Consider the following 21,462-nt stretch of genomic DNA (forward strand, 5'->3'; position numbering starts at 1 on the left):
ACAAACACAAGTAATAAAAAGCACTTTGCTCATTTCCAAATCGTTACCTGTCTACTACCCTCTTACTGGTAACGTGTTGTTGCTCAATAAGATGATACCGTCTTGAATTTTCGAGACAACCTTTTTTGTCCTCTTTATGTTTGTCTTTCTGTCGGGGGAGTTGTCGCTCATTTCGTGTGAGTTCATCACGATCTTATGCGACCTTCGAATTCTTGTTGGTCGTGATGCATGAGAGTCTACTTATTTATTGAGTGTTTCGAAGTGTGCTCCTTTGCGCTGATGCTGACTCGTTCTGGGGTGTAAGCCCTTTTGATATTGAATTTTGATGCTCGCACCTTCATGTTAATATTTTTGGTTTCTAATCTTGTAAATCCGCTTATTTTGGTGTAACTTTGCACAGTTTTACTGTATCATGGATCGTAGAGAAACGTATATATTGGACTTTACTCATCCTATGAAATCTCCTAAAACTCTTGAGTTCCAACTTGATCGGAGCTATTGGGAGATGATGGATCAGGAAGAGATCTTGGAGGGCGAGGTGTCGGCCTCTGTCTTCATTGAACCCGTGCGTGACCTCTATAGGGTGACTTTTTCGTTTGACGGATTTGTTGCTGTTCCATGTGACAGATGTTTGGCACCTGTCCGACTTGATGTAGATGTCGAGGAGGAGGTATCTTTTGATTTGGGTGACGAGTTGTGTGATGAGGATGATAAGGTAATCGTGCTTTCCATCCAAGATCCCAAATATGACATCTCTATATTGATGTATGAGATGATCGTACTGTCGCTACCGCTGCTGCGGACCCATGACATCGAGGATTGCGACCCTGAGATGGTCAGATTCCTCGTCTCAGACCTCCCGGATGCCGGTGAGCCGATCCAAGAGTCCAATCCTATATGGGATGACTTGAAGAAAGCTATAAGTGAGAAGAAGTAATAACAATTAAAATAGATCAGATATGGCACATCCCAAAAGAAGACAGTCAAAGACCAGAACTGCGAAAAGACGTTCGCACGATCATGCAACAGCACCTACACTTGCCCTTTGCCCTAACTGTGGCGCATGGCACGTATACCACACCGTTTGTGGTGAGTGTGGTTACTACAGAGGCAAGATAGCTATCCGTATGGAAGAGTAATCTTTTGTGGCGATCAGACTTCCGGTCTTTGCTTACAGAGAAAAAAGAGCATCCTTGAATATAAAGGGTGCTCTTTTTTATTGGCCACTGTTCTGAACACAGACAGTTGGGGATGAAATCTCTTTTTTTTGTCTTACATTTGCAGAGTATAGATCTAAACAGAGATTATGAAGATAGCTATTGTAGGTACAGGGTATGTGGGCTTGGTCTCCGGGGCTTGCTTTGCCGAAATGGGGTTACAGGTCTACTGTGTCGACATAAATAAGGAGAAAATAGACAAACTCTCACAGGGGATAATCCCGATATATGAACCCGGCCTGAGTGACTTGGTCACCAAAAACAAAAAGGTCGGTCGTTTGCATTTTGAGACCTCTTTGGAGAAGTGTATCAATGAGGGAGTTGAGGTTATATTCATTGCTGTGGGTACTCCGTCAGGTGAGGGTGGGGCAGCAGATCTTTCGGCTGTATATGCTGTCGCCAAAGAGATCGGGGGACTCATTTCCAAATATACACTTGTCGTGACAAAGAGCACGGTCCCGGTGGGTACGACGATGAAGGTCAAGGGACTTATACGAGAGGAGCTCAACAAGAGAGATGAATCGATAGAGTTTGATGTGGCATCGAATCCCGAGTTTCTCAAGGAAGGGGCAGCCATCAAGGATTTCATGAGTCCTGATCGTGTTGTCGTTGGTACAGACTCCGAGCGTGCCAAGGAGATAATGACAAAACTTTATCGTCCATTTACCATAAACAACTTCAGGGTGATCTTCATGGATATAGCCTCATCCGAGCTCACCAAGTATGCTTCCAACGCTATGTTGGCAACCCGTATCAGTTTCATGAACGAGGTGGCAAACCTCTGTGAGGCTATAGGAGCCGATGTAGAGAGTGTACGCAAGGGAATGGGCGCCGATAAACGCATCGGTAGCTCTTTCTTGTATGCCGGTTGTGGTTATGGTGGGTCATGTTTTCCCAAGGATGTCAAGGCATTATCTGATACAGCGAAGAAAGCGGGATTGGAGATGAACATCATCAGAGAGGTTGATCGTATCAACGATGATCAAAAACTCCAACCATATCGCAAACTATCAAAACAATTGGGAACAGATCTAACGGGAAAGGTCATAGCCGTATGGGGGTTGGCTTTCAAGCCTGAGACAGACGATATGAGGGAAGCTCCATCTATCTATACCATCTCAGCGATAGTAAGTGCCGGTGGAGAGGTTAGGGCATTTGACCCCGTGGCTGTAGAGGAGGCGAAGAAATGCTTGCCGAGTTCGGTCTATTATGCTGAGGATATATACGATGCAGCTAAAGGTGCTGATGCTGTGATCCTTCTCACCGAGTGGAAGCAATTCCGCATGCCTGCGTGGGAGCGTATCCTTGAGGCTATGAGAGGACGTGTCCTCATCGATGGGCGAAACATCTATCAACCTGACGAACTCAGGGCTTTGGGCTTTGAGTACATGGGTATGGGTCGGTAGTGGACTGTTGTCTCGGAATATTCACTTTTTAAATTTGGAAAAATCATGAATGAACGTGTCATCAAAAGTCTACTTGACACTGACCTATATAAATTTACGACAGGATATGCCTATTCAAAATTATTTCCGAGGGCATATGGCCAGTTTAGGTTTGTAGATAGGGATGGTATAGATTATCCTGAGGGGTTTGCAGACCTTGTACGGGATGAGATACAGAAGATGAGCGAGATCGCTCTCACCGCAGAGGAGGAGGCTTTCTTGTACAATGCTTTACCTTATCTTCCTCCGACATACATAGACTTTCTGAAGGGATATAGATTTAATCCTGCCGAGGTCTCTGTGGGTATGGAAGACGGGCGTCTGAGCATTGTTGCGGAAGGGTTGCTGTATCGTGTAACCCTTTGGGAGACACCTATTCTCGCTCTCGTTTCAGAGCTTTACTTCAAGGCTACGGGACAGACTCCTGACATGGAATATTTGCGCAGTACCCTTATAGCTAAAGCTGAGGGGATGAAAGCCAATGATCTTAGAGTCTCCCTTTTTGGTATGCGTCGTCGTTTCAGTGGGGAGGTTGAGAACCTTGTCACAAGTATGCTTAAGGAGCATGGTGGAGATAGTTTGTTTGGTACAAGCAATATGTATTATGCCATGAAGCATGGACTGAGGGTCACCGGTACGCACCCTCATGAGTGGGTACAGTTCCACGGAGCTATATATGGTTATAAGATGGCCAACTATATGTCTATGGAGCATTGGATTGATGTCTATGATGGAGATCTTGGTACCGTGCTTACAGATACATATACCACAGATGTTTTCATGCTTAACTTTAGCAAGAAGCATGCAAACCTCTTTACCTCTTTGAGGCACGATAGTGGAGATCCTTTCTTGTTTGCAGACAAAGCTCTGGCTCGTTATGCGGAACTCAGAATTGATCCTAAGATGAAGTATCTTGTCTTTTCTGACAGTCTCAATGTTCCTAAAGCTGTCAAAATCAAAGAGTATTGTGATGGTAAGATCGGAGCGACATTTGGCATAGGGACTAATCTCACAAATGATGTTGGAAACAACGTCAAACCTCTCAATATCGTGATGAAACTCTTCAAGTGTCGTATGTCTAAAAGTCAACCTTGGCAGGATTGTGTCAAGCTTTCCGATGTCGCCGGTAAACACACCGGTAATGAGAATGAGATCCGACTTGCCAAGGAAACTCTTGGTATAAAGTGAGCATCTAACCTAACATAAAATACATGCCATGAAAGAAGAATTGAAGAAACAGTGTGAGTTACCGGATAATGCTTTTCGCCCTCTCAAGCCGGGAGAAACCTATACTCCTATTATTCCTGATGCTGTGCAGTCTCCTCGAGAAGTGACCGTATGGTCTGTCGCATGGGGGATTCTTATGGCTGTCATCTTTAGTGCTGCAGCTGCATATCTTGGCCTGAAGGTCGGTCAGGTTTTTGAGGCTGCTATTCCTATAGCGATTATTGCTGTGGGATTATCAAGTGCGACCAAGAGAAAGAACGCTCTTCTCGAAAACGTGATGATACAGTCCATCGGAGCTTCGAGTGGCGTCATTGTTGCAGGGGCTATCTTTACTTTGCCTGCGATCTATATCCTTCAAGCCAAGTATCCCGAGATCTCGGTGAGTTTCTTTCAAGTCTTTATGAGTTCACTCCTTGGCGGTATCCTTGGCATTTTGCTTCTCATTCCTTTCCGTAAGTATTTTGTCAAGGAAAAGCACGGTGAGTTCCCATTCCCGGAAGCAACGGCAACAACTCAGGTCCTTATTTCCGGTGAAAAAGGTGGTAGCCAGGCTAAGCCTCTCGTTATTGCCGGACTTGTAGGAGGACTTTATGACTTTGCCGTATCTACTTTTGGATGGTGGCATGAGGTATTTAGCAGCCGTGTTCTTCCTTTTGGTGAAGCTATCGCAGATAAAGCAAAGATCGTCTTTAAGCTGAACACCGGAGCGGCAGTTCTCGGCCTTGGTTATATCATAGGTCTGAAGTATGTAGCTATCATCTGTGCCGGATCGTTTCTTGTTTGGTGGGTCATCGTCCCCGGGATGTCTCTTTTCTTCAATGACGTTGTGCTTACTTTCGGAGATCCTAATATTACAGCGACTGTCGGCAGTATGTCGGCTGAAGCAATCTTCCGTACCTATGCTCGTGACATTGGTATCGGAGGTATTGCCACTGCAGGTATCATCGGTATCATTCGCAGCCGCAGCATCATTGCTTCGGCGTTGAGCCTTGCCGGAAAGGAACTCAAGGGGAAGGAAGGAGCTCAGAAAGTCACCGATCCACGTACACAGAGAGATCTCCCTATGAAAGTCATTGCATGGGGAACTATCCTGGCTCTTTTGATGACCGGAGTATTCTTCTATTCGGGTGTCGTGGACAATCTCCTATTTGCTTGTGTCGGTCTTGTCCTTGTCGCTCTCATTGCCTTTCTCTTCACTACCGTAGCTGCCAATGCTATTGCGATCGTGGGCTCTAACCCTGTGTCAGGCATGACCCTTATGACCCTTATCATCTCCTCTATTATCCTTGTGGCTGTTGGAATGAAAGGATCTGCCGGTATGGTTTCAGCTCTTATTATTGGTGGTGTTGTCTGTACTGCTCTATCTATGGCCGGTGGGTTTATCACTGACCTGAAGATCGGCTACTGGCTCGGTTCTACTCCTATGAATCAGCAAAGATGGAAGTTCCTCGGGACTCTTGTCTCTGCTGCTACTGTGGGAGGAGTCATCATGATTCTCAACAAGACCTATGGTTTTACCGACGGTACTCTTGCTGCTCCACAGGCCAATGCTATGGCAGCCCTCATCGAACCTCTCATGTCCGGTACATCTGCCAAGTGGGCACTTTATGGTATCGGTGGTGCTCTTGCTATTTTGCTTACGATTTTCAAGGTGCCGGCACTTGCATTTGCCCTCGGTATGTTTATCCCACTCGAATTGAATACTCCGCTGCTCGTTGGAGGACTCATCAGCTGGTTTGTCAGCACGCGTAGCAAGGATGCAAGTGTAAATAAGGCTCGTCTCGAAAAGGGGACTCTCCTTGCATCAGGATTCATTGCCGGTGGCGCGCTCATGGGGGTTGTCAGTGCAACCATGCGCTATCTTGAGTTCAATTTTGTCGACAAAGCTTGGCTCGAAAGCTCTGCATCACAGTGGGTGACTGTTATTGCTTACCTTGCAATCATCGCTTATCTTGTCTTGGCATCCAAAACGAAGTCAAAGGAAGATGGCAAGTAAGCCTTTCTGAGGCTTCAGATGAGATTTCACCATAAAAACAGAGGGTCTGTGGTTGCAGTGTCAGCCACAGACCTTTTTTTGAAACAGGCTTTATCGTCACGATGATTAAGGCTTATTTCGTCGGGATAAATATTTCGATCAATGAACTATCTTTGTTCCCTCATGGTTCTAAGCATTAGTGAACTAACTACTTTAACGACAAAAATCTCATAAAACTATATCGCCCGATGGTACATCAATATCAATTAAAACTTAATCCGCAAACGGCAAGTAACGAAGACAATATTAAAAGGTTTGTCGCCAAACATCATGCCCTGAAGTACGAGGAGATTACCTCTGTCAGGGTCTTGAAAAAGAGTATTGATGCCAGACAGAAGAATGTTTTCATCAACCTAAAAGTCGATGTTTATGTCAATGAGCAGCCACCTGAGATAGCCTATGTCCCTACCGAGTATCCGGATGTTTCCTCGGCGAGACAGGCTGTTGTTGTAGGAGCAGGACCTGCCGGTCTCTTTGCTGCACTGCGATTGATAGAGTTGGGAGTGCGTCCTATCCTCATCGAGAGGGGTAAGGACGTGCACCGACGCAAGCGAGATCTTGCACTCACAGGTACAGAGCATATTGTCAATCCCGAGTCCAACTATAATTTTGGCGAGGGTGGTGCCGGAGCATTCTCCGATGGTAAACTCTATACGAGGAGTAAGAAGAGAGGTAATGTAGATAAGATCCTCAATGTCCTCTGTCAGCACGGAGCCAGCACGGCTATCTTGTATGATGCTCATCCTCATATAGGTACGGATAAACTTCCGCTGGTTATCGAAAATATCCGCAACACAATCATAAGATGTGGAGGCGAGGTCCATTTTGACACTAAGATGACAGGCCTTCTCATGTCCAAGGGGTGTGTTCAAGGTGTTGAAACAGCCGATGGCAGGACTATCCTCGGAGATGTCATCCTTGCCACCGGACACTCTGCAAGGGATGTGTATAGATATCTTGCAGCCTACGGGGTGATGATAGAGCCCAAGGGTTTGGCTATGGGTGTGAGGTTGGAGCATCCCTCTCACCTTATCGATCAGATACAGTACCATAGTCCGGAGGGTAGGGGAAAGTATCTTCCTGCTGCGGAATATAGTTTTGTTACCCAAGCACGCGAAAGAGGTGTTTACAGCTTTTGCATGTGCCCGGGTGGTTTCGTTGTTCCTGCTGCAAGCGACCTCAAACAGGTGGTTGTCAATGGTATGTCTCCTGCCAATCGTGGATCACGCTGGAGCAATTCGGGGATGGTCGTGGAGATACGCCCCGAAGATGTGATGAGTGGAGCGATCAAAAGTCCCAATGTTATTGATCCTTATGAGATGGATGAAAAACTGCGAGCCGTCAATACTTCTCTTTCTCCGGAGCGGATCAAGGAGCTCAATACTTACATCTTACCAATGCTCAATCTGCAGGAACAACTTGAGCGGCTCTGCTGGCTCAAGGGAGGACAGACACAAGTTGCACCCGCACAGCGAATGGCAGACTTTGTCAATGGTAAGCAGAGTGTAGATCTTCCCAAGACTTCCTATACACCCGGGCTCACCTCCTCTCCCCTAAGAGAGTGGATGCCTAAGTTTATCAGTCAAAGACTCAGTGAAGGCTTCCAAACTTTTGGTAAGAACAGTCGCGGTTTTTTGACCAACGAGGCCGTGATGATAGGTATGGAGACTCGCACATCTTCTCCCGTGAGGATCATAAGGGATAAAGACTCCCTCCAACACATCAGTCTCAAAGGTCTTTATCCTTGTGGCGAAGGGGCAGGGTACGCAGGGGGGATAGTATCTGCAGCCATCGATGGTGAACGCTGCGCTGAAGCCTTGGCGCAGAGCTATTCAAACGACTGATCCAACATTTACCTTAATACAAGCAATCACAGGCCTATAAATAGGCCTCAACGAAGATGCCTACCTTGTTTCATCAAGGTAGACACCTTCATTTCTCAAGTTCGACACATTGATTTTTTGGGGTAGCTTCAATTGTGGAAGCTGTTATTTGGGTTGTTAATAAATGTGTATATATTCGCGGTAGTCTTATTCAATAATAAGATTTACTTCGACAACTCAGAATAACACTTTACTATGATAAAGAACATAAAGCGTCTCTGCTATGCAATTAAGTTTATGGTTGGTTTCATGGGACTCGCTATTCTTATTCTCCGACTTAAAGGAGTTTCAGAGTCCGGAATTACAGAAATATTAAAAGGGGTGGGCTTTCTCGGCATAACCCTCATGTTTTTGTTGGATGCGTATTCGATGGTTCGTGAATTCTCGTCGACTGAAGGGGGTGTTAGAGAGAAGATTTATTTGGGTTTAAAGGTACTAATTTGGTTCGGTGGTGCTTATTATTTTGGTTATCTGGGAGTCAGTGCACTTCTGTAACTTTGAGTCATTTCTGTCTGATTGCCTTTTGTCTAACTGATATAATTGCAAAAAAATGACCGGGAAACCTATTCTCTACATTGATGATGGACAATGTGCTTGCCAACTTTCAATCGGGTATTGATCGGTTGGATGAGGCTACGCTGCAGGCTTATGAGGGGAGATTAGATGAAGTGCCGGGGATCTTTGTACTGATTGACAGCATTAAGGTGTGTCCTGCGGTGAATAACCCTTCAGCCCCTTTGGGGAATATTGAGGTATGATATTACAGATGAGGGTGATAGTATCCGAATAATTCACAAAAGATATAGCAGTCTGTTTTGTAAAACAAAGTGCAAAAGTGTTGTAAAAGAAGTAAATACTTTGTATCTTTGTGGTGAAATAGTATGGTTTCAGAGGAGACAGGTACTGTCTTCTCTTTTTTGTATTTGTAAAAAGCGAACTCTAAACTCTATGATTGAAGTCAGCAAGGTGCGTGAAGTCGTCGAAGAATTTGTGTCGACCCACGAAGGTTTTTTTATCGTACATGTGGAAGTTGCGTCGGGCAACAGAGTCATCGTTGAGATTGATCATGACGATCACGGTGTGGATATTGACACTTGCATTACTCTCAATCGATTTATCGAGTCCAGGATTGATCGTGAGCCGGAAGACTATGAGTTGGAGGTTTCCTCTGCCGGTATCACTACTCCTCTACGTTCGGTAAGACAGTACCGCAAGTACATCGGAAAAGAGCTTGAGGTGCTCCTCACGACGGGTGTCAAGGAGCTTGGCGAACTGAAAGAGGTGGGAGAGGAGTCTATTGTCCTTGCCGTCGTTAGGATGGTTATCCCCGAGGGAGGTCGCCGCAAGAAACCTGTCGAGCAGGATCTGACCATTGCGTACAAGGACATCAAGAAAGCCGTCTATAATATTCGCTTTTGAAAAAAGAAGAGATAATAAGAAACAATAATAAGATACGGTATACACACATGAGCAAGAAAAAAGAATCGGTGAGCATGATTGAGTCTTTTTCGGAATTCAAAAATCTTAAGAATATCGATAAAGAAACACTCGTAAAGGTACTGGAAGAGTCGTTCCGTAACGTCATCGCCAAGATGTTTGGCACAGATAGTAACTTCGACGTGATCATCAATCCTGACAAGGGAGACTTGGAGATCTGGCGTCGTCGTATCGTTGTAGAGGATGGAGAGGTTGAAAACCCTATGCAACAGATTTCTCTGTCTGAGGTGAATGAAAATGAGGAGGACTTCGACCTTGGGGAGGAGTATGTGGATAGAGTCTACTTTGAGGATTTTGGCCGTCGTGCAATCCTTAACCTTCGTCAGACCCTTTCATCAAAGATCCTTGAACTTCAGAAGGATAGCCTTTATGCTTACTACAGCCAAAAAGTAGGTGAGCTCATCGTGGCAGAAGTATATCAGGTATGGAAAAAGGAGGTGCTCCTTCTCGACTATGATGGCAACGAGCTTATATTGCCTCGTAACCTCATGATCCCAAGGGATAGATTCCGCAAGGGTGACAGCATCCGTGCAATCATCGATAGGGTTGAGTACAACAACAATAATCCTAAGATCATCCTTTCGAGAGTGTCAAACGAATTTTTGATGCGTCTATTCGAACTCGAAGTGCCTGAAATCAATGATGGTCTTATCAGCATCAAGAAAGTCGCTCGTATCCCCGGAGAGAGAGCAAAGATTGCTGTCGAGTCTTACGACGAACGTATCGATCCGATCGGGGCATGTGTTGGTATGAGAGGTTCGAGAATCCATGGTGTGGTGAGAGAACTGCATAATGAGAATATCGATGTTGTCCACTATACTTCTAATCTACAACTTTTTATCCAGCGTGCTCTCAGCCCTGCTAAGGTGTCAAGCATCAAGGTCATCGAAGAGACAAAGCATGTGGAGGTATTGCTCCGTCAGGATCAAATATCTCTTGCGATCGGTAAGGGTGGTAATAATATCAAGTTGGCTTCTCTTTTGACAGGATATGAGATCGAAGTCTTTAGAGATGAGGCTGATGCGATGGATGAAGAAGATATCTATCTCGATGAGTTTGATGACGAAATCGATGTGTGGGTCATCAATACATTCAAGAGCATCGGCTGTGATACAGCAAAGGCTGTATTGAGAAAGTCAAGAGAAGAACTGATACGTGCGACAGACCTCGAGGAAAGTACCATTGATCATGTGCTTGGGGTGCTCCGCGCTGAGTTTGAAGATGAGGAGGAACTTCAGGAAGAACTTCCTGTCGAGCCGACAGATGACAACGAAGATGAAAAACCTGAAGAGAGGTAATGCTTGGGAGGGTATGACTTCCGCTTGATATCCGGCATGGTTGTATAAAACTTTTGCTCTGCTACTTGTCGAAATCGTACCTGCATGCCCCTACGAATGTATTACTCTTGTGATCCAACTTAAAACGATAAAAGTATATAGGAAAATATATGTCCAGTATAAGAATAAATAAAGTCATCAGAGACCTCAATGTGGGGCTTCCAAGTGTGGTGGAGTTCCTTAGGAAGAAAGGAAGCGAAATAGACGAGAATCCAAACTCAAAAATTTCTGCCAACGAGTTGAAAATGCTTGTGCAGGAGTTTTGCAAGGATTGGAGCAAAGACGAGCGTGAGGCATTGATCGCTAAGTATATTGCGCCCAAAGATGCTCCGACAGGTGATTCAAAGAAAGACCCTGCGAAGGCAGAGTCTCCTAAAGCGGAGAGTGTCACACCTACAACGCCAAAGGTGGGCATTAAGGTCACCGGACACATAGATCTTGATGCAAAGAAGCCTGCAACAAAGCCTTCGGCACCTCAAAAGGTGGAAGAACTCGTGGATAAAAAGGAAGAACCTCAAAAAACTGTTGAGGTCAAGCCTGCCGAATCTCAACCCAAAGTGGAGGAAGTAAAGAGTCCGGAGCCTCCTAAGGTCGACGAGACGCCTCGTCCTCCTAAGGTGGCAGAGCCTGTTGTTGTAGAGCAACCAAAGGTTGAGGAAAAAAAGAAAGAAGAAAAAGCTAAGGAGCCTGTCAAACCTATTAGCGATAAAAAAGAGAAAAAAGAAGAGGTGGTGAAATCCCAAGATACACAAAAAAGTGCCTCTGAAGGGGAGAAAGAGGAGTCAAGCATATTCCGCCTCAAGAGCGATGCCCCATCTGTGGGAGTGAAGGTCGTGGGTGTGGTAGACCTGTCTACCTTGGAGTCTTCGAGTCGTGGACCTAAGAGTAGTGAGAAAGGACGCAAAAAGCGTAACCGAATCAGTGGGGCACAGAAAGTCGATGTGACTAAGGTGCAAGGTGCTGAGGAGAAGAGAGAAAAGCATCACTCCAAAGATAAGAATGCCAACCGTCCTCCAAAGCAAGAAGTAGGGCGTAAGGCTAAGAAAAAACAAGCTGCTCCACCTCCAAAACCTGAGGTCACTCAGGAGGATATCCAAAAGCAGATCAAGGAAACGCTTGCTCAGATGCAGAGTAAGAAGAATAAGGGTACTGCTCAGGCTGCCAAGTATCGTAAGGATAAGAGAGAAGCACACCGCAGGGAACAGGATGAACTTGAGAAGATACAGTCTGAAGACCGCACACTTCAACTAACCGAGTATGTGACAGCCAATGACTTGGCACAGATGATCAATGTCCCTGTCAATGATATCATCATGCTCTGCTTCAATCTTGGTATGATGGTCTCTATCAACCAGCGTCTTGAAAAGGAAACAATAGACCTTATCCTTGATGAGTACGGTTATGAACCGGTATATGTTGAAGCTCAGGTGCTTGATGCAATCCAGGAAGAGGAAGATAGTGAGGAAGACCTTTTGCCAAGAGCTCCTATCGTAACCGTCATGGGGCACGTTGACCACGGTAAAACGTCCTTGCTCGATAGTATCCGAAATACTGATGTGATCTCCGGAGAAGCGGGTGGTATCACTCAACACGTGGGTGCTTATAGTGTGACCTTGAAGAATGGTCGCAAGCTCACATTCCTTGATACACCCGGACACGAAGCCTTTACGGCAATGCGTGCTCGTGGAGCTAAGGTGACAGACATCGTCATCATTGTTGTTGCTGCGGATGATGGTGTGATGCCTCAGACCAAAGAGGCTATCAACCATGCTTCATTGGCAGGTGTGCCTATTATCTTTGCAATCAATAAGGTTGATAAGCCCCATGCTAACCCTGAAAAGATCAAGGAAGAGCTTGCAAATCTCAATTATCTTGTGGAAGATTGGGGAGGTAAGTATCAGTCTCAGGAGATATCTGCAAAGAAAGGAACGGGTATTTATGAGCTACTTGAGAAGGTCCTCCTTGAGGCAGATATCCTTGAGCTCAAGGCTAATCCCAATAAAAGAGCTGTGGCTACAGTCCTTGAATCCACAATGGAGATGGGGCGTGGCTATACAACCAAGGTTTTGATCCACGAGGGTACACTTCATGTCGGAGATCATATCCTTGCCGGCGTGCATTATGGCAGGGTAAAGGCTCTCTTTAATGAGAGAGGAGCCAATGTTCAAAGTGTAGGTCCTTCTGATCCTGTAAAAGTGCTTGGACTCAATGGCGCTGTACAGGCCGGTGAGGCGTTTAATGTCTTGGAAACTGAACAAGAGGTGCGTGAGATCGCAAGTAAGCGTACACAGTTGAAGCGCGAACAGCGTGAACGTACTCAGCGCATACCTACGCTTGAAAGTCTCGGGCAACGCATTGCCGAGGGTAAGGTACAAGAACTCAATGTCATCGTCAAGGGTGATGTGGATGGATCTGTCGAGGCATTATCTGACTCTATCGTTAAGCTTTCAACAGAAGAGATCCGTGTCAATGTTATCCATAAGGCTGTCGGCCAGATCTCTGACTCTGATGTTATCTTGGCTTCAGCTTCGGATGCTGTAATCATAGGGTTCCAGGTTCGCCCTGCTGCTTCTGCTAGGAAGTTGGCTGAGAACGAGGGTGTTGAGATACGTACTTATTCTATCATTTATACTGCTCTTGATGATGTCAAGCAGGCGATGGAGGGTATGCTTTCACCTGAGATCAAGGAGCGAGTTACTGCAAACCTTGAGGTTCGTGAGACATTCCGTATCACAAAGGTCGGTACTATTGCCGGTTGTATGGTGAAGGATGGTAAGGTATCACGAACAGATAAGGTGCGTGTCATCCGCGATGGCATTGTGATCTTCTCGGGTGCTCTTGGTTCACTTAAAAGATTCAAAGACGATGTCAAAGAGGTTGGTAATGGATTTGAGTGTGGTCTCAATATTGACAACTTCAACGATATCTCAGTTGGCGATATCATAGAGGCTTACGAAGAATTTGAGGTTAAGAAAAAACTGTAAGAGCTGAGCAAAGTTTTAATTTAAATAAAGTCTGCGATCATGCATTGGTTAGATATTGTATTATCCGTCCTCTTGATCGTTGCAACATTGAAAGGCCTGCTTGACGGATTTGTCAAGCAGGTTATTTCTATTGTGGCGATAGTGTTGGCAGTCTATCTTGGGCTCACGTATGGAAGCCAGGTTGGGGCACTTGTCATAACGGGAAATGCTGATCCGATGGTTATTGCCGGAGTTGGGGGATTGATTGTTTTTCTTATTGCAGTGATGATCGGAGTTGTGGTGCAAAAATCTTTGGGGGCATTGTTTAACACGACACCATTAGGCATTATCAATAGATTGCTTGGAGCTATTCTCGCTTTTTGTGGAACTGTGATCTTGTTGTCCGCTCTTATTGCGGCATGGGATGCTATTGTAACAGGTATGGGATGGACCTTTAATTATGAAAAGATGCTTATCTATCCTAAACTGTTGGAGCTTTTTAAAACAATATGGTATAGGTAGCTGTTTAGTAAGCGCAATATGAATACATAAAGAAAGAATTGATTTATGTCAGAAACAGAAATACTATCAGAATCAGATAAAATAATTGCAGATGTCACGGACTCGGAGTATAAGTATGGGTTCACGACAAATGTAGATACAGAGTATATCCCCAAGGGGCTTAATGAAGATATTATCCGCCTCATTTCACAAAAGAAGGGTGAGCCTGAGTGGATGCTCGAGTTCCGCCTTAAATCTTTTGAAGCTTGGAAATCTATGGAGATGCCGGATTGGGCACATCTTAATATTCCTGAGATTGATTTTCAAGATATTATTTACTTCGCAGCCCCTAAGAAGAAAAAAGATGGAGAAATTGATCCCGAGTTGATCGAAACATTTGATAAACTTGGTATCCCTTTGCATGAACGCAAGATGCTTGCAGGTATGGCTGTAGATGCCGTCATGGACAGTGTTTCGGTCAAGACTACTTTTAGAGAGACATTGGCAGAGAAAGGGATTATCTTCTGTTCGTTCAGTGAGGCAGTTAAGGAGTTTCCGGATCTTGTGCGCAAATATCTTGGTAAGGTTGTCGGCTATAGAGATAATTTCTTTGCAGCCCTCAACTCTGCTGTTTTTAGCGATGGGTCATTCGTTTATATTCCCAAGGGCGTTCGTTGTCCTATGGAGTTGTCGACTTATTTCCGTATCAACGCAATCAATACCGGACAGTTTGAGCGAACTCTTATAGTTGCTGATGATGATTCTTATGTTTCTTATCTTGAGGGTTGTACAGCTCCGATGAGAGATGAAAATCAGCTCCATGCTGCCATCGTTGAGATTATAGCAGAGAACAATGCTGAGGTGAAGTATTCAACAGTACAAAACTGGTTCCCGGGAGACAAAGAGGGACGTGGAGGTATCTATAACTTTGTTACAAAGAGAGGTATATGCCGTGGCCACCACTCCAAGATTTCTTGGACTCAGGTAGAGACCGGCTCAGCAATCACTTGGAAGTATCCTAGCTGTATTTTGGCCGGAGATTACTCTATCGGTGAGTTTTATTCTGTCGCAGTTACCAACAACTACCAGCAGGCTGATACCGGAACTAAGATGATTCATCTTGGTAAGAATACAAAGAGTCGTATCGTCTCCAAAGGTATTTCTGCAGGTAAGAGTGATAATACTTATCGTGGACTGGTAAAGATCGGTAAGAGTGCAGAAAATGCTCGTAACCACTCTCAATGTGATAGCCTTTTGATGGGCGATAAGTGTGGTGCTCATACCTATCCATATGTTGAGGTAGAGAATGATACTGCAATTCTTGAGCATGAGGCAACCACCTCTAAAATCAGTGAAGACCAAATCTTCTATTGCAATCAGAGAGGTATAGGTCCTGAGGAAGCTGTTGGTCTTATTATCAACGGTTATGCGAAGGAAGTCATGAATAATCTTCCAATGGAATTTGCTGTCGAAGCTCAAAAACTGCTTACAATCTCTCTTGAGGGCTCTGTTGGATGATGGAGCTCTTCATATAATCCAAATTACAATCAGTCAAAACAAAATAGAATATATTATCTCAAACATATGTTACAAGTTAAGAACCTACATGCTTCCATTGATGGAAAAGAGATCCTTAGAGGTATAAATCTTACTGTCCGTCCCGGGGAAGTTCACGCTATAATGGGGCCTAACGGTTCCGGTAAGAGTACATTTTCCTCTGTCCTTGTTGGTCATCCGGCATATGAAGTTACAGAAGGCGAAGTAATATTTGAAGGCGAGGATATTCTAGACCTCGAACCAGAAGAAAGGTCTCACAAGGGATTGTTCCTTAGTTTTCAGTATCCCGTAGAGATCCCCGGGGTAAGTATGGTTAACTTCATGCGTACTGCTCTAAATGAGCAGCGTAAGGCGCAGGGAAAGTCTCCTCTTTCTCCTTCTGAATTTCTTAAAGTGATGAGAGAGAAGAAAGATCTCGTCCAGCTCAAGAGTGATCTTGCGAATCGTCCTGTTAATGTCGGATTTTCCGGAGGAGAGAAGAAGCGCAACGAGATCTTCCAGATGGCTATGCTCGAGCCAAAGTTGGCTATCCTCGATGAGACAGACTCCGGTCTTGATATTGATGCACTCAAAGTTGTTGCTCATGGTGTAAACAGCCTCAAGACTCCTGAAAATGCGACTATTGTTATCACTCACTATCAGAGACTTCTAGACTTCATTAAGCCTGACTTTGTTCATGTCTTGATGAATGGACGCATAATCAGCTCAGGTGGACCTGAATTGGCTCTTGCTCTTGAGGAAAGGGGCTATGACTGGCTCAAGGAGGATGGAGCTCTCTAAATATAAGAAAGGATTGAAAGTATGGAGAAGACAATAACTCAATCATTTCTGGATCGCTTTGACCGAGAGAAAGACACGTTGAGTGCCAATTCACCGAGCTTGCTCAATCAAGCTCGTCAGGCAGCTTACGACTATCTCAAGGAAAATGAGCTCCCCAAGACATGGAGCGAGAAGTATAAGCGATTTGACATAGATACCCCTCTTTCAGGGGAGTGGGCGCTGAATCTCACCCGTAAGTCTTATGGTGTTGACCCTCTCAGAGACTATCCTTGTCGATTGTCTTATATGGCTACGGTACAAAGTTTTGTTTTAGATGATCGTATCTACAAGATGTCGGATGAGGCTCCGAAGGCAGTCTTTATCGGAAGTCTTTCTGATTTTGAGAGTAAGCACCCGAACATTGCTGAAAACTACTATAACAGGATGTCTTCGGTACAGAATGACGCCCTGTCAGCTTTGAATACTCTCTTTGTACAAGATGTCCTTGTGGTTTATCTGCCCAAGAATGTACGTGCAGAGAGCCCCATGCATGTGATCAACCTGTCCGGTATTGCCCCGGATACGATGACATCTCCGAGATTTCTTGTGATTGCAGAGGAGAATAGTCATGCAACACTCCTTTTCTGTGATCACGCAGCTACTGAAAACAGATCTCTTCGAAATAGTGTGATTGAGATTTATGCCGAAGCAGGAGCAACTGTCGAGTGCTATGATGTTGAAGAGACCGGAGACAATACTATCCGCCTTCACAACCTGCATGTCCATCAGGAAGCCAATAGCTCTGTTGTAGTCAGCAGTCTTACCATACATAATGGACAGACTCGTAACAACTTCTACTCTGACCTTAGAGGAGAGAGAGCTTCATTTGTGCTTAGTGGTCTGTGCATTTTGGACGGTGAGCAAAAGGCTGATAATTACTCTATCATCCGTCACTCTGTTCCTAACTGTCATAGTAACGAACTCTTCAAGTACAGCCTTAATGATCGAGCTCTTGGTAGCTTCTGCGGTCGTATATATGTGGCGAGAGATGCACAGAAGACCGAAGCTTACCAAAACAATCGTAACCTTCTTCTCTCCGATACTGCGAAGATGTATTCAAAGCCTCAGTTGGAGATTTATGCAGATGACGTTAAGTGTTCGCATGGTATGACCACCGGGCAGTTGGATACTTCCGCACTCTTCTATATGTGTCAGAGAGGTGTGCCTTATATGGAGGCCAAGTTGATGCTTACAATTGCATTTATGTCGGATGTTTTGGAGTCCATTCATCTCGAACCTCTCAGACACAGACTCGAAGAAGTTGTTGATAAGAGATTCAGGGGTCTCCCTGCGACATGTGGTGAACACTCTTGTTGCGGGATGAAGGGTTGATTTTGATATCTGTAATCTGTTTTTATATAAGGGATGCCATTATTTGGCGTCCCTTTCTTGTATAAGACCGGCATAATCAGCGTTCAAACAGACATGGTCTCAGCGAGATTTGTTTCTGTCTTTATTTGTGCGTTCTTTAACGTAATCAAAGGGGGATAAAAAGGGTGTCCAACTTGACGCATCAAGTTAGACAACTTAATTCATCAAGTTAGACAACTTAATTCATCAAGGTAGGCACATTGATTTGTTAGGATGTACGTGCCTCTTTTTCTTCAGCTTGTCGTGTCATGGACTTCTATCTTAGTGATCGTATTTTTTAGATTTTCTCGTTTGTCTCATGTTTTGTGTCCTTACTCTCCGATGTCGGATATGAGAAATAACCGATTTAGTGTTACCTAATAGTAGCGTTTATGGTAAAAAATCTTATCTTTGTTCCCTGATTACCTAACGTAGATAAATCATTAAATAAATATCATAACAACTTACAACACAAATGCAAAACAAAGGCTTAGTTAAAGGAGTAGCATTGGTAATGGTTTTGATATGTGCGTATTACCTGTCATTCTCGTTTGTGTCAGGTCACTACACCAACAAAGCCAAAGAATATGCTCAAGGTGATCCGATGAAAGAGATCAAGTATCTTGACTCCCTTTCGTCTCAGAAAGTATGGTTGGGACAGACCTTAAAGCAAGTGCGAGACAATGAGATCGGTCTCGGTCTTGACTTGAAGGGAGGTATGAACGTCATCCTCGAACTTAATGTTGCTGATGTCGTCAAGAATCTCTCCGGAAGTAGCCAAGATCCTACTTTCCTTGCTGCCATGGACTCTGCAAGAGACATTCAGATGCGCTCACAGAAGGACTTCATCACTGTGTTCATTGATGAGTTTCACAGGCTTGATCCCGGAGCAAGACTTGCAGCTATCTTCGGTACTCTTGAGTTGAAGGATCGTATCTCTACATCTTCTTCGGATTCAGAGGTCGAAAAAGTCCTCCGTGCTGAGGTGCAGGACGCTATCGATAGCTCATTCAAGGTCCTCCGTACACGTATCGACAGATTTGGTGTCGTAGCTCCAAATATCCAGAGACTTGAAACTCATGGACGTATTCTTGTGGAGCTTCCCGGTGTCAAGGAACCTGAGCGTGTACGTAAGCTCCTCCAAGGTAGTGCTAACCTTGAGTTTTGGGAAACATACACTGCTACAGAGGTTATTCCTCACCTTCAAAGAGCCGACATGGTACTTGCTCAGCTTTCTAAAAGGACAACTGCTTCAGAAACTGAGGAAACAGTAGCAGAAACAACAGAAATGGCAGCCGAAGAGGCTCCTGTCTCAGGCGTTGATAGCTTGGCTATGGCAGCCGGTGTAGCATCAACAGAGGTGGAAGCTACTCAAGTCAGCGATGAGCATCCTCTCCTTTCTCTTCTCCAGCTACAGAATATGGGACCTGCTGTCGGTGTGGCAAGATCAGCTGATATCAACGCTATCGACTCTATGCTCAATTTGCCACAGGTGAAAGAGATACTTCCTCGTCAGCTTAAGCTCAGATGGAGTGCGAAGGAACAAGTTGAAGGCTCCAAGATATATACACTTTATGCTATCAAGCAGACCCGTCGTGATGGTGCAGCTGCGCTTTCTGGTGATGTGATCACCACTGCTGAGAGCACAATCATCAATCAGCATGGTAGACAAGATCCGGGTGTGTCTATGTCTATGAATGCAGAGGGTGCTAAAGAATGGGCTCGACTCACAAAGGAAAATATCGGTCGTTCTATCGCAATTGTCCTTGATGATGTTGTCTACTCGGCTCCCAACGTCACAGGTGAAATCCCTAACGGTCAGTCTCAGATCTCCGGTAGCTTTACGGTAGATGAAGCTAATGACTTGGCGAATACGCTCAAATCCGGAAAGATGGCTGCATCTGTACGTATTGTTCAAGAAGATGTTGTCGGTCCATCACTCGGTAAGGAAGCAATCAATGCGGGTATTGTATCTTTCATCATTGCCCTTATCCTCCTCATGATCTACATGTGTGTCATGTATGGTCTCCTTCCCGGTTTGGTTGTCAACGGTGCTCTCATCCTCAACCTTTTCTTGACCCTTGGTATCCTTGCATCTCTACATGCGGTGCTTACACTTTCAGGTATTGCCGGTCTTGTCCTTACGTTGGGTATGGCTGTGGATGCCAATGTACTTATCTTTGAGCGTATCAAGGAAGAGCTACGTGGAGGTAAGTCCATGCTCAAGTCTATAGAGGATGGTTACAAAAATGCTTTCTCGGCGATCATTGACTCCAATGTGACCACTATCATCACAGGTATCATTCTTTATATGTTCGGTACAGGTCCTATCCGTGGATTTGCAACTACTTTGATCATCGGTCTTATCTGTTCGTTTATCACTGCAGTCTTCATTACACGTCTTGTGTTTGAAGGTCTTGCGCGCAGAGGCAAGATGAACAACGTGACTTATACAACAGCGGTATCCAAGAACTTCATGGTCAATGCGAAACTCAATATCATCGGTAAGATGAAGAGTGGTTTCCTTCTCCCTCTCGCTCTCATTATCGCAGGTGTAGCAGCTATGTCTACAATAGGTCTCAATAGTGGTATCGACTTCACAGGTGGTAGAAACTATGTGGTGAAGTTTGATAGAAACGTTACGACAGCAGAGGTGTCTGAACTACTTAGCTCGAGCTTCGACGGTAGCGTACGTGTCATCACCATCGGCACACCTGATCAAGTACGTATCTCTACAAACTACCGAATCATTGAGAATACCCCTGAAGTAGATGCAGAGATTGAAAATAAACTGTACGAAGGTCTCAAGCCTATCATCGGTGAAAATGTGTCTCATGACATGTTTGTGGATAAGTATATACAGAGCTCACAGAAAGTAGGTGCAAGTATGGCGGACGACATCAAGAGTGGTGCAGTCATCGCAGTCATCGTGTCACTCATCTTTATGGCGATCTATATCTTGATCAGATTTAGGGATATCGCTTTCTCTATCGGTGCTTTTGCTTCTGTGACAGTGACTACGCTTATTATCATCTCACTATATGCGATCTTGTGGAAGATCATGCCATTCTCTATGGAGATTGACCAGAACTTTATCGCAGCGGTACTTGCTATCATCGGTTACTCTATCAACGATACCGTGGTTGTCTTTGACCGTATCCGTGAGACACTCAAGGATTACCCTACTCGCAACAGATTTGATGTCTTCAATCAAGCTATCAATTCAACTCTTGCACGTACATTCAACACCAGCTTCAGTACGTTGCTTGTGGTGTTGGTGATCTTCTTCTTTGGAGGTGCAAATATCCGTAGCTTCACATTTGCGATCATGATCGGGGTTATCTTCGGTACATATGCGACACTCTTTGTTGCTACTCCGATTGCTTACCTAATCAACAATCGTAAGTTCAAGAAATTGCAAGAAAGAACAAAATAAGATTCTACTTGTGATAACTAAAAAATAGAAAGAGTCTCTCATTGCTTATTTTGTAATGAGAGACTCTTCCTTATTATTGGGGGAGTCTGTTGTCAAGATTTCTGATTTATAATGTTTGGCACAAATCATGGAGGAAATACAAAAAGGATATTTTTTGGAAAAAATATACCTTTGAACATACAATCACAGAAGGTA

At 44.7% G+C, this 21,462-nt stretch carries 16 protein-coding genes; all 16 read left to right on the plus strand.

Annotated features, from left to right (window positions below; all coding sequences use genetic code 11):
• The first annotated feature begins 412 nt into the window (after window positions 1-412).
• The 16 genes from Q4A14_RS02320 (at window position 413) to secDF (ending at window position 21,267) form a co-directional block, all read left to right on the plus strand.
• Window positions 413-937, plus strand: a complete 525-nt coding sequence (locus Q4A14_RS02320; RefSeq protein ID WP_303169643.1) for a DUF177 domain-containing protein — start codon at window positions 413-415, stop codon at window positions 935-937.
• 22 nt (window positions 938-959) lie between these two features.
• Window positions 960-1,139, plus strand: coding sequence for a 50S ribosomal protein L32 (gene rpmF / locus Q4A14_RS02325; RefSeq protein ID WP_303169645.1), 180 nt, complete (start codon window positions 960-962; stop codon window positions 1,137-1,139).
• A 167-nt stretch (window positions 1,140-1,306) separates the two neighbouring features.
• Window positions 1,307-2,623 carry a UDP-glucose/GDP-mannose dehydrogenase family protein gene (locus tag Q4A14_RS02330; protein ID WP_303169647.1) on the plus strand — a complete coding sequence of 439 codons (1,317 nt, stop codon included), beginning with the start codon at window positions 1,307-1,309 and terminating at the stop codon, window positions 2,621-2,623.
• Between the two features lie 45 nt (window positions 2,624-2,668).
• Window positions 2,669-3,850, plus strand: coding sequence for a nicotinate phosphoribosyltransferase (gene pncB / locus Q4A14_RS02335; RefSeq protein WP_303169649.1), 1,182 nt, complete (start codon window positions 2,669-2,671; stop codon window positions 3,848-3,850).
• 28 nt (window positions 3,851-3,878) lie between these two features.
• The gene (locus Q4A14_RS02340) at window positions 3,879-5,885 is read left to right on the plus strand and encodes an OPT family oligopeptide transporter (protein ID WP_303169650.1); all 2,007 of its coding nucleotides are present in this window, start codon (window positions 3,879-3,881) and stop codon (window positions 5,883-5,885) included.
• A gap of 227 nt (window positions 5,886-6,112) precedes the next feature.
• Entirely contained in the window at window positions 6,113-7,768 is a 1,656-nt protein-coding gene (locus Q4A14_RS02345; RefSeq protein ID WP_303169651.1) for an NAD(P)/FAD-dependent oxidoreductase, read from the plus strand.
• 234 nt (window positions 7,769-8,002) lie between these two features.
• Window positions 8,003-8,302, plus strand: coding sequence for a hypothetical protein (locus Q4A14_RS02350; protein WP_303169652.1), 300 nt, complete (start codon window positions 8,003-8,005; stop codon window positions 8,300-8,302).
• An 83-nt stretch (window positions 8,303-8,385) separates the two neighbouring features.
• Window positions 8,386-8,565 (plus strand): hypothetical protein, encoded by a 180-nt coding sequence (locus Q4A14_RS02355; RefSeq protein ID WP_303169653.1) that lies wholly within the window; start codon window positions 8,386-8,388, stop codon window positions 8,563-8,565.
• A gap of 190 nt (window positions 8,566-8,755) precedes the next feature.
• On the plus strand, window positions 8,756-9,226 hold the full coding sequence (rimP, locus tag Q4A14_RS02360) for a ribosome assembly cofactor RimP (protein ID WP_303169654.1): 471 nt from the start codon (window positions 8,756-8,758) through the stop codon (window positions 9,224-9,226).
• A gap of 47 nt (window positions 9,227-9,273) precedes the next feature.
• Window positions 9,274-10,602, plus strand: a complete 1,329-nt coding sequence (nusA, locus tag Q4A14_RS02365) for a transcription termination factor NusA (protein WP_303169655.1) — start codon at window positions 9,274-9,276, stop codon at window positions 10,600-10,602.
• A 149-nt stretch (window positions 10,603-10,751) separates the two neighbouring features.
• A complete protein-coding gene (gene infB / locus Q4A14_RS02370; protein ID WP_303169656.1) occupies window positions 10,752-13,625 on the plus strand; it encodes a translation initiation factor IF-2 in 2,874 nt (957 codons plus the stop codon).
• Window positions 13,626-13,664: 39 nt separating this feature from the next.
• A complete protein-coding gene (locus Q4A14_RS02375) occupies window positions 13,665-14,126 on the plus strand; it encodes a CvpA family protein (protein WP_303169658.1) in 462 nt (153 codons plus the stop codon).
• A gap of 45 nt (window positions 14,127-14,171) precedes the next feature.
• Window positions 14,172-15,623, plus strand: coding sequence for a Fe-S cluster assembly protein SufB (gene sufB, locus Q4A14_RS02380; RefSeq protein ID WP_303169660.1), 1,452 nt, complete (start codon window positions 14,172-14,174; stop codon window positions 15,621-15,623).
• Between the two features lie 66 nt (window positions 15,624-15,689).
• Complete coding sequence (sufC, locus tag Q4A14_RS02385) at window positions 15,690-16,442, plus strand: Fe-S cluster assembly ATPase SufC (RefSeq protein ID WP_303169661.1); 753 nt, start codon at window positions 15,690-15,692, stop codon at window positions 16,440-16,442.
• A gap of 21 nt (window positions 16,443-16,463) precedes the next feature.
• Window positions 16,464-17,813 carry a Fe-S cluster assembly protein SufD gene (gene sufD / locus Q4A14_RS02390; protein ID WP_303169662.1) on the plus strand — a complete coding sequence of 450 codons (1,350 nt, stop codon included), beginning with the start codon at window positions 16,464-16,466 and terminating at the stop codon, window positions 17,811-17,813.
• A gap of 493 nt (window positions 17,814-18,306) precedes the next feature.
• A complete protein-coding gene (gene secDF / locus Q4A14_RS02395; RefSeq protein WP_303169663.1) occupies window positions 18,307-21,267 on the plus strand; it encodes a protein translocase subunit SecDF in 2,961 nt (986 codons plus the stop codon).
• The last annotated feature ends 195 nt before the right edge of the window (window positions 21,268-21,462 follow it).

Source organism: Porphyromonas sp. (genome assembly GCF_030529325.1).
Classification (GTDB): Bacteria; Bacteroidota; Bacteroidia; order Bacteroidales; family Porphyromonadaceae; genus Porphyromonas_A.

What these genes read in the sequence shown, in the direction of transcription:
- Q4A14_RS02375 (WP_303169658.1), top strand. Translation starts at nt 13,665, where the DNA reads ATGCATTGGTTAGATATTGTATTATCCGTCCTCTTGATCGTTGCAACA.
- infB (WP_303169656.1), top strand. Translation starts at nt 10,752, where the DNA reads ATGTCCAGTATAAGAATAAATAAAGTCATCAGAGACCTCAATGTGGGG.
- Q4A14_RS02330 (WP_303169647.1), top strand. Translation starts at nt 1,307, where the DNA reads ATGAAGATAGCTATTGTAGGTACAGGGTATGTGGGCTTGGTCTCCGGG.
- Q4A14_RS02350 (WP_303169652.1), top strand. Translation starts at nt 8,003, where the DNA reads ATGATAAAGAACATAAAGCGTCTCTGCTATGCAATTAAGTTTATGGTT.
- rimP (WP_303169654.1), top strand. Translation starts at nt 8,756, where the DNA reads ATGATTGAAGTCAGCAAGGTGCGTGAAGTCGTCGAAGAATTTGTGTCG.
- rpmF (WP_303169645.1), top strand. Translation starts at nt 960, where the DNA reads ATGGCACATCCCAAAAGAAGACAGTCAAAGACCAGAACTGCGAAAAGA.
- sufC (WP_303169661.1), top strand. Translation starts at nt 15,690, where the DNA reads ATGTTACAAGTTAAGAACCTACATGCTTCCATTGATGGAAAAGAGATC.
- Q4A14_RS02355 (WP_303169653.1), top strand. Translation starts at nt 8,386, where the DNA reads ATGATGGACAATGTGCTTGCCAACTTTCAATCGGGTATTGATCGGTTG.
- sufD (WP_303169662.1), top strand. Translation starts at nt 16,464, where the DNA reads ATGGAGAAGACAATAACTCAATCATTTCTGGATCGCTTTGACCGAGAG.
- Q4A14_RS02320 (WP_303169643.1), top strand. Translation starts at nt 413, where the DNA reads ATGGATCGTAGAGAAACGTATATATTGGACTTTACTCATCCTATGAAA.
- secDF (WP_303169663.1), top strand. Translation starts at nt 18,307, where the DNA reads ATGCAAAACAAAGGCTTAGTTAAAGGAGTAGCATTGGTAATGGTTTTG.
- pncB (WP_303169649.1), top strand. Translation starts at nt 2,669, where the DNA reads ATGAATGAACGTGTCATCAAAAGTCTACTTGACACTGACCTATATAAA.
- nusA (WP_303169655.1), top strand. Translation starts at nt 9,274, where the DNA reads ATGAGCAAGAAAAAAGAATCGGTGAGCATGATTGAGTCTTTTTCGGAA.
- Q4A14_RS02345 (WP_303169651.1), top strand. Translation starts at nt 6,113, where the DNA reads ATGGTACATCAATATCAATTAAAACTTAATCCGCAAACGGCAAGTAAC.
- sufB (WP_303169660.1), top strand. Translation starts at nt 14,172, where the DNA reads ATGTCAGAAACAGAAATACTATCAGAATCAGATAAAATAATTGCAGAT.
- Q4A14_RS02340 (WP_303169650.1), top strand. Translation starts at nt 3,879, where the DNA reads ATGAAAGAAGAATTGAAGAAACAGTGTGAGTTACCGGATAATGCTTTT.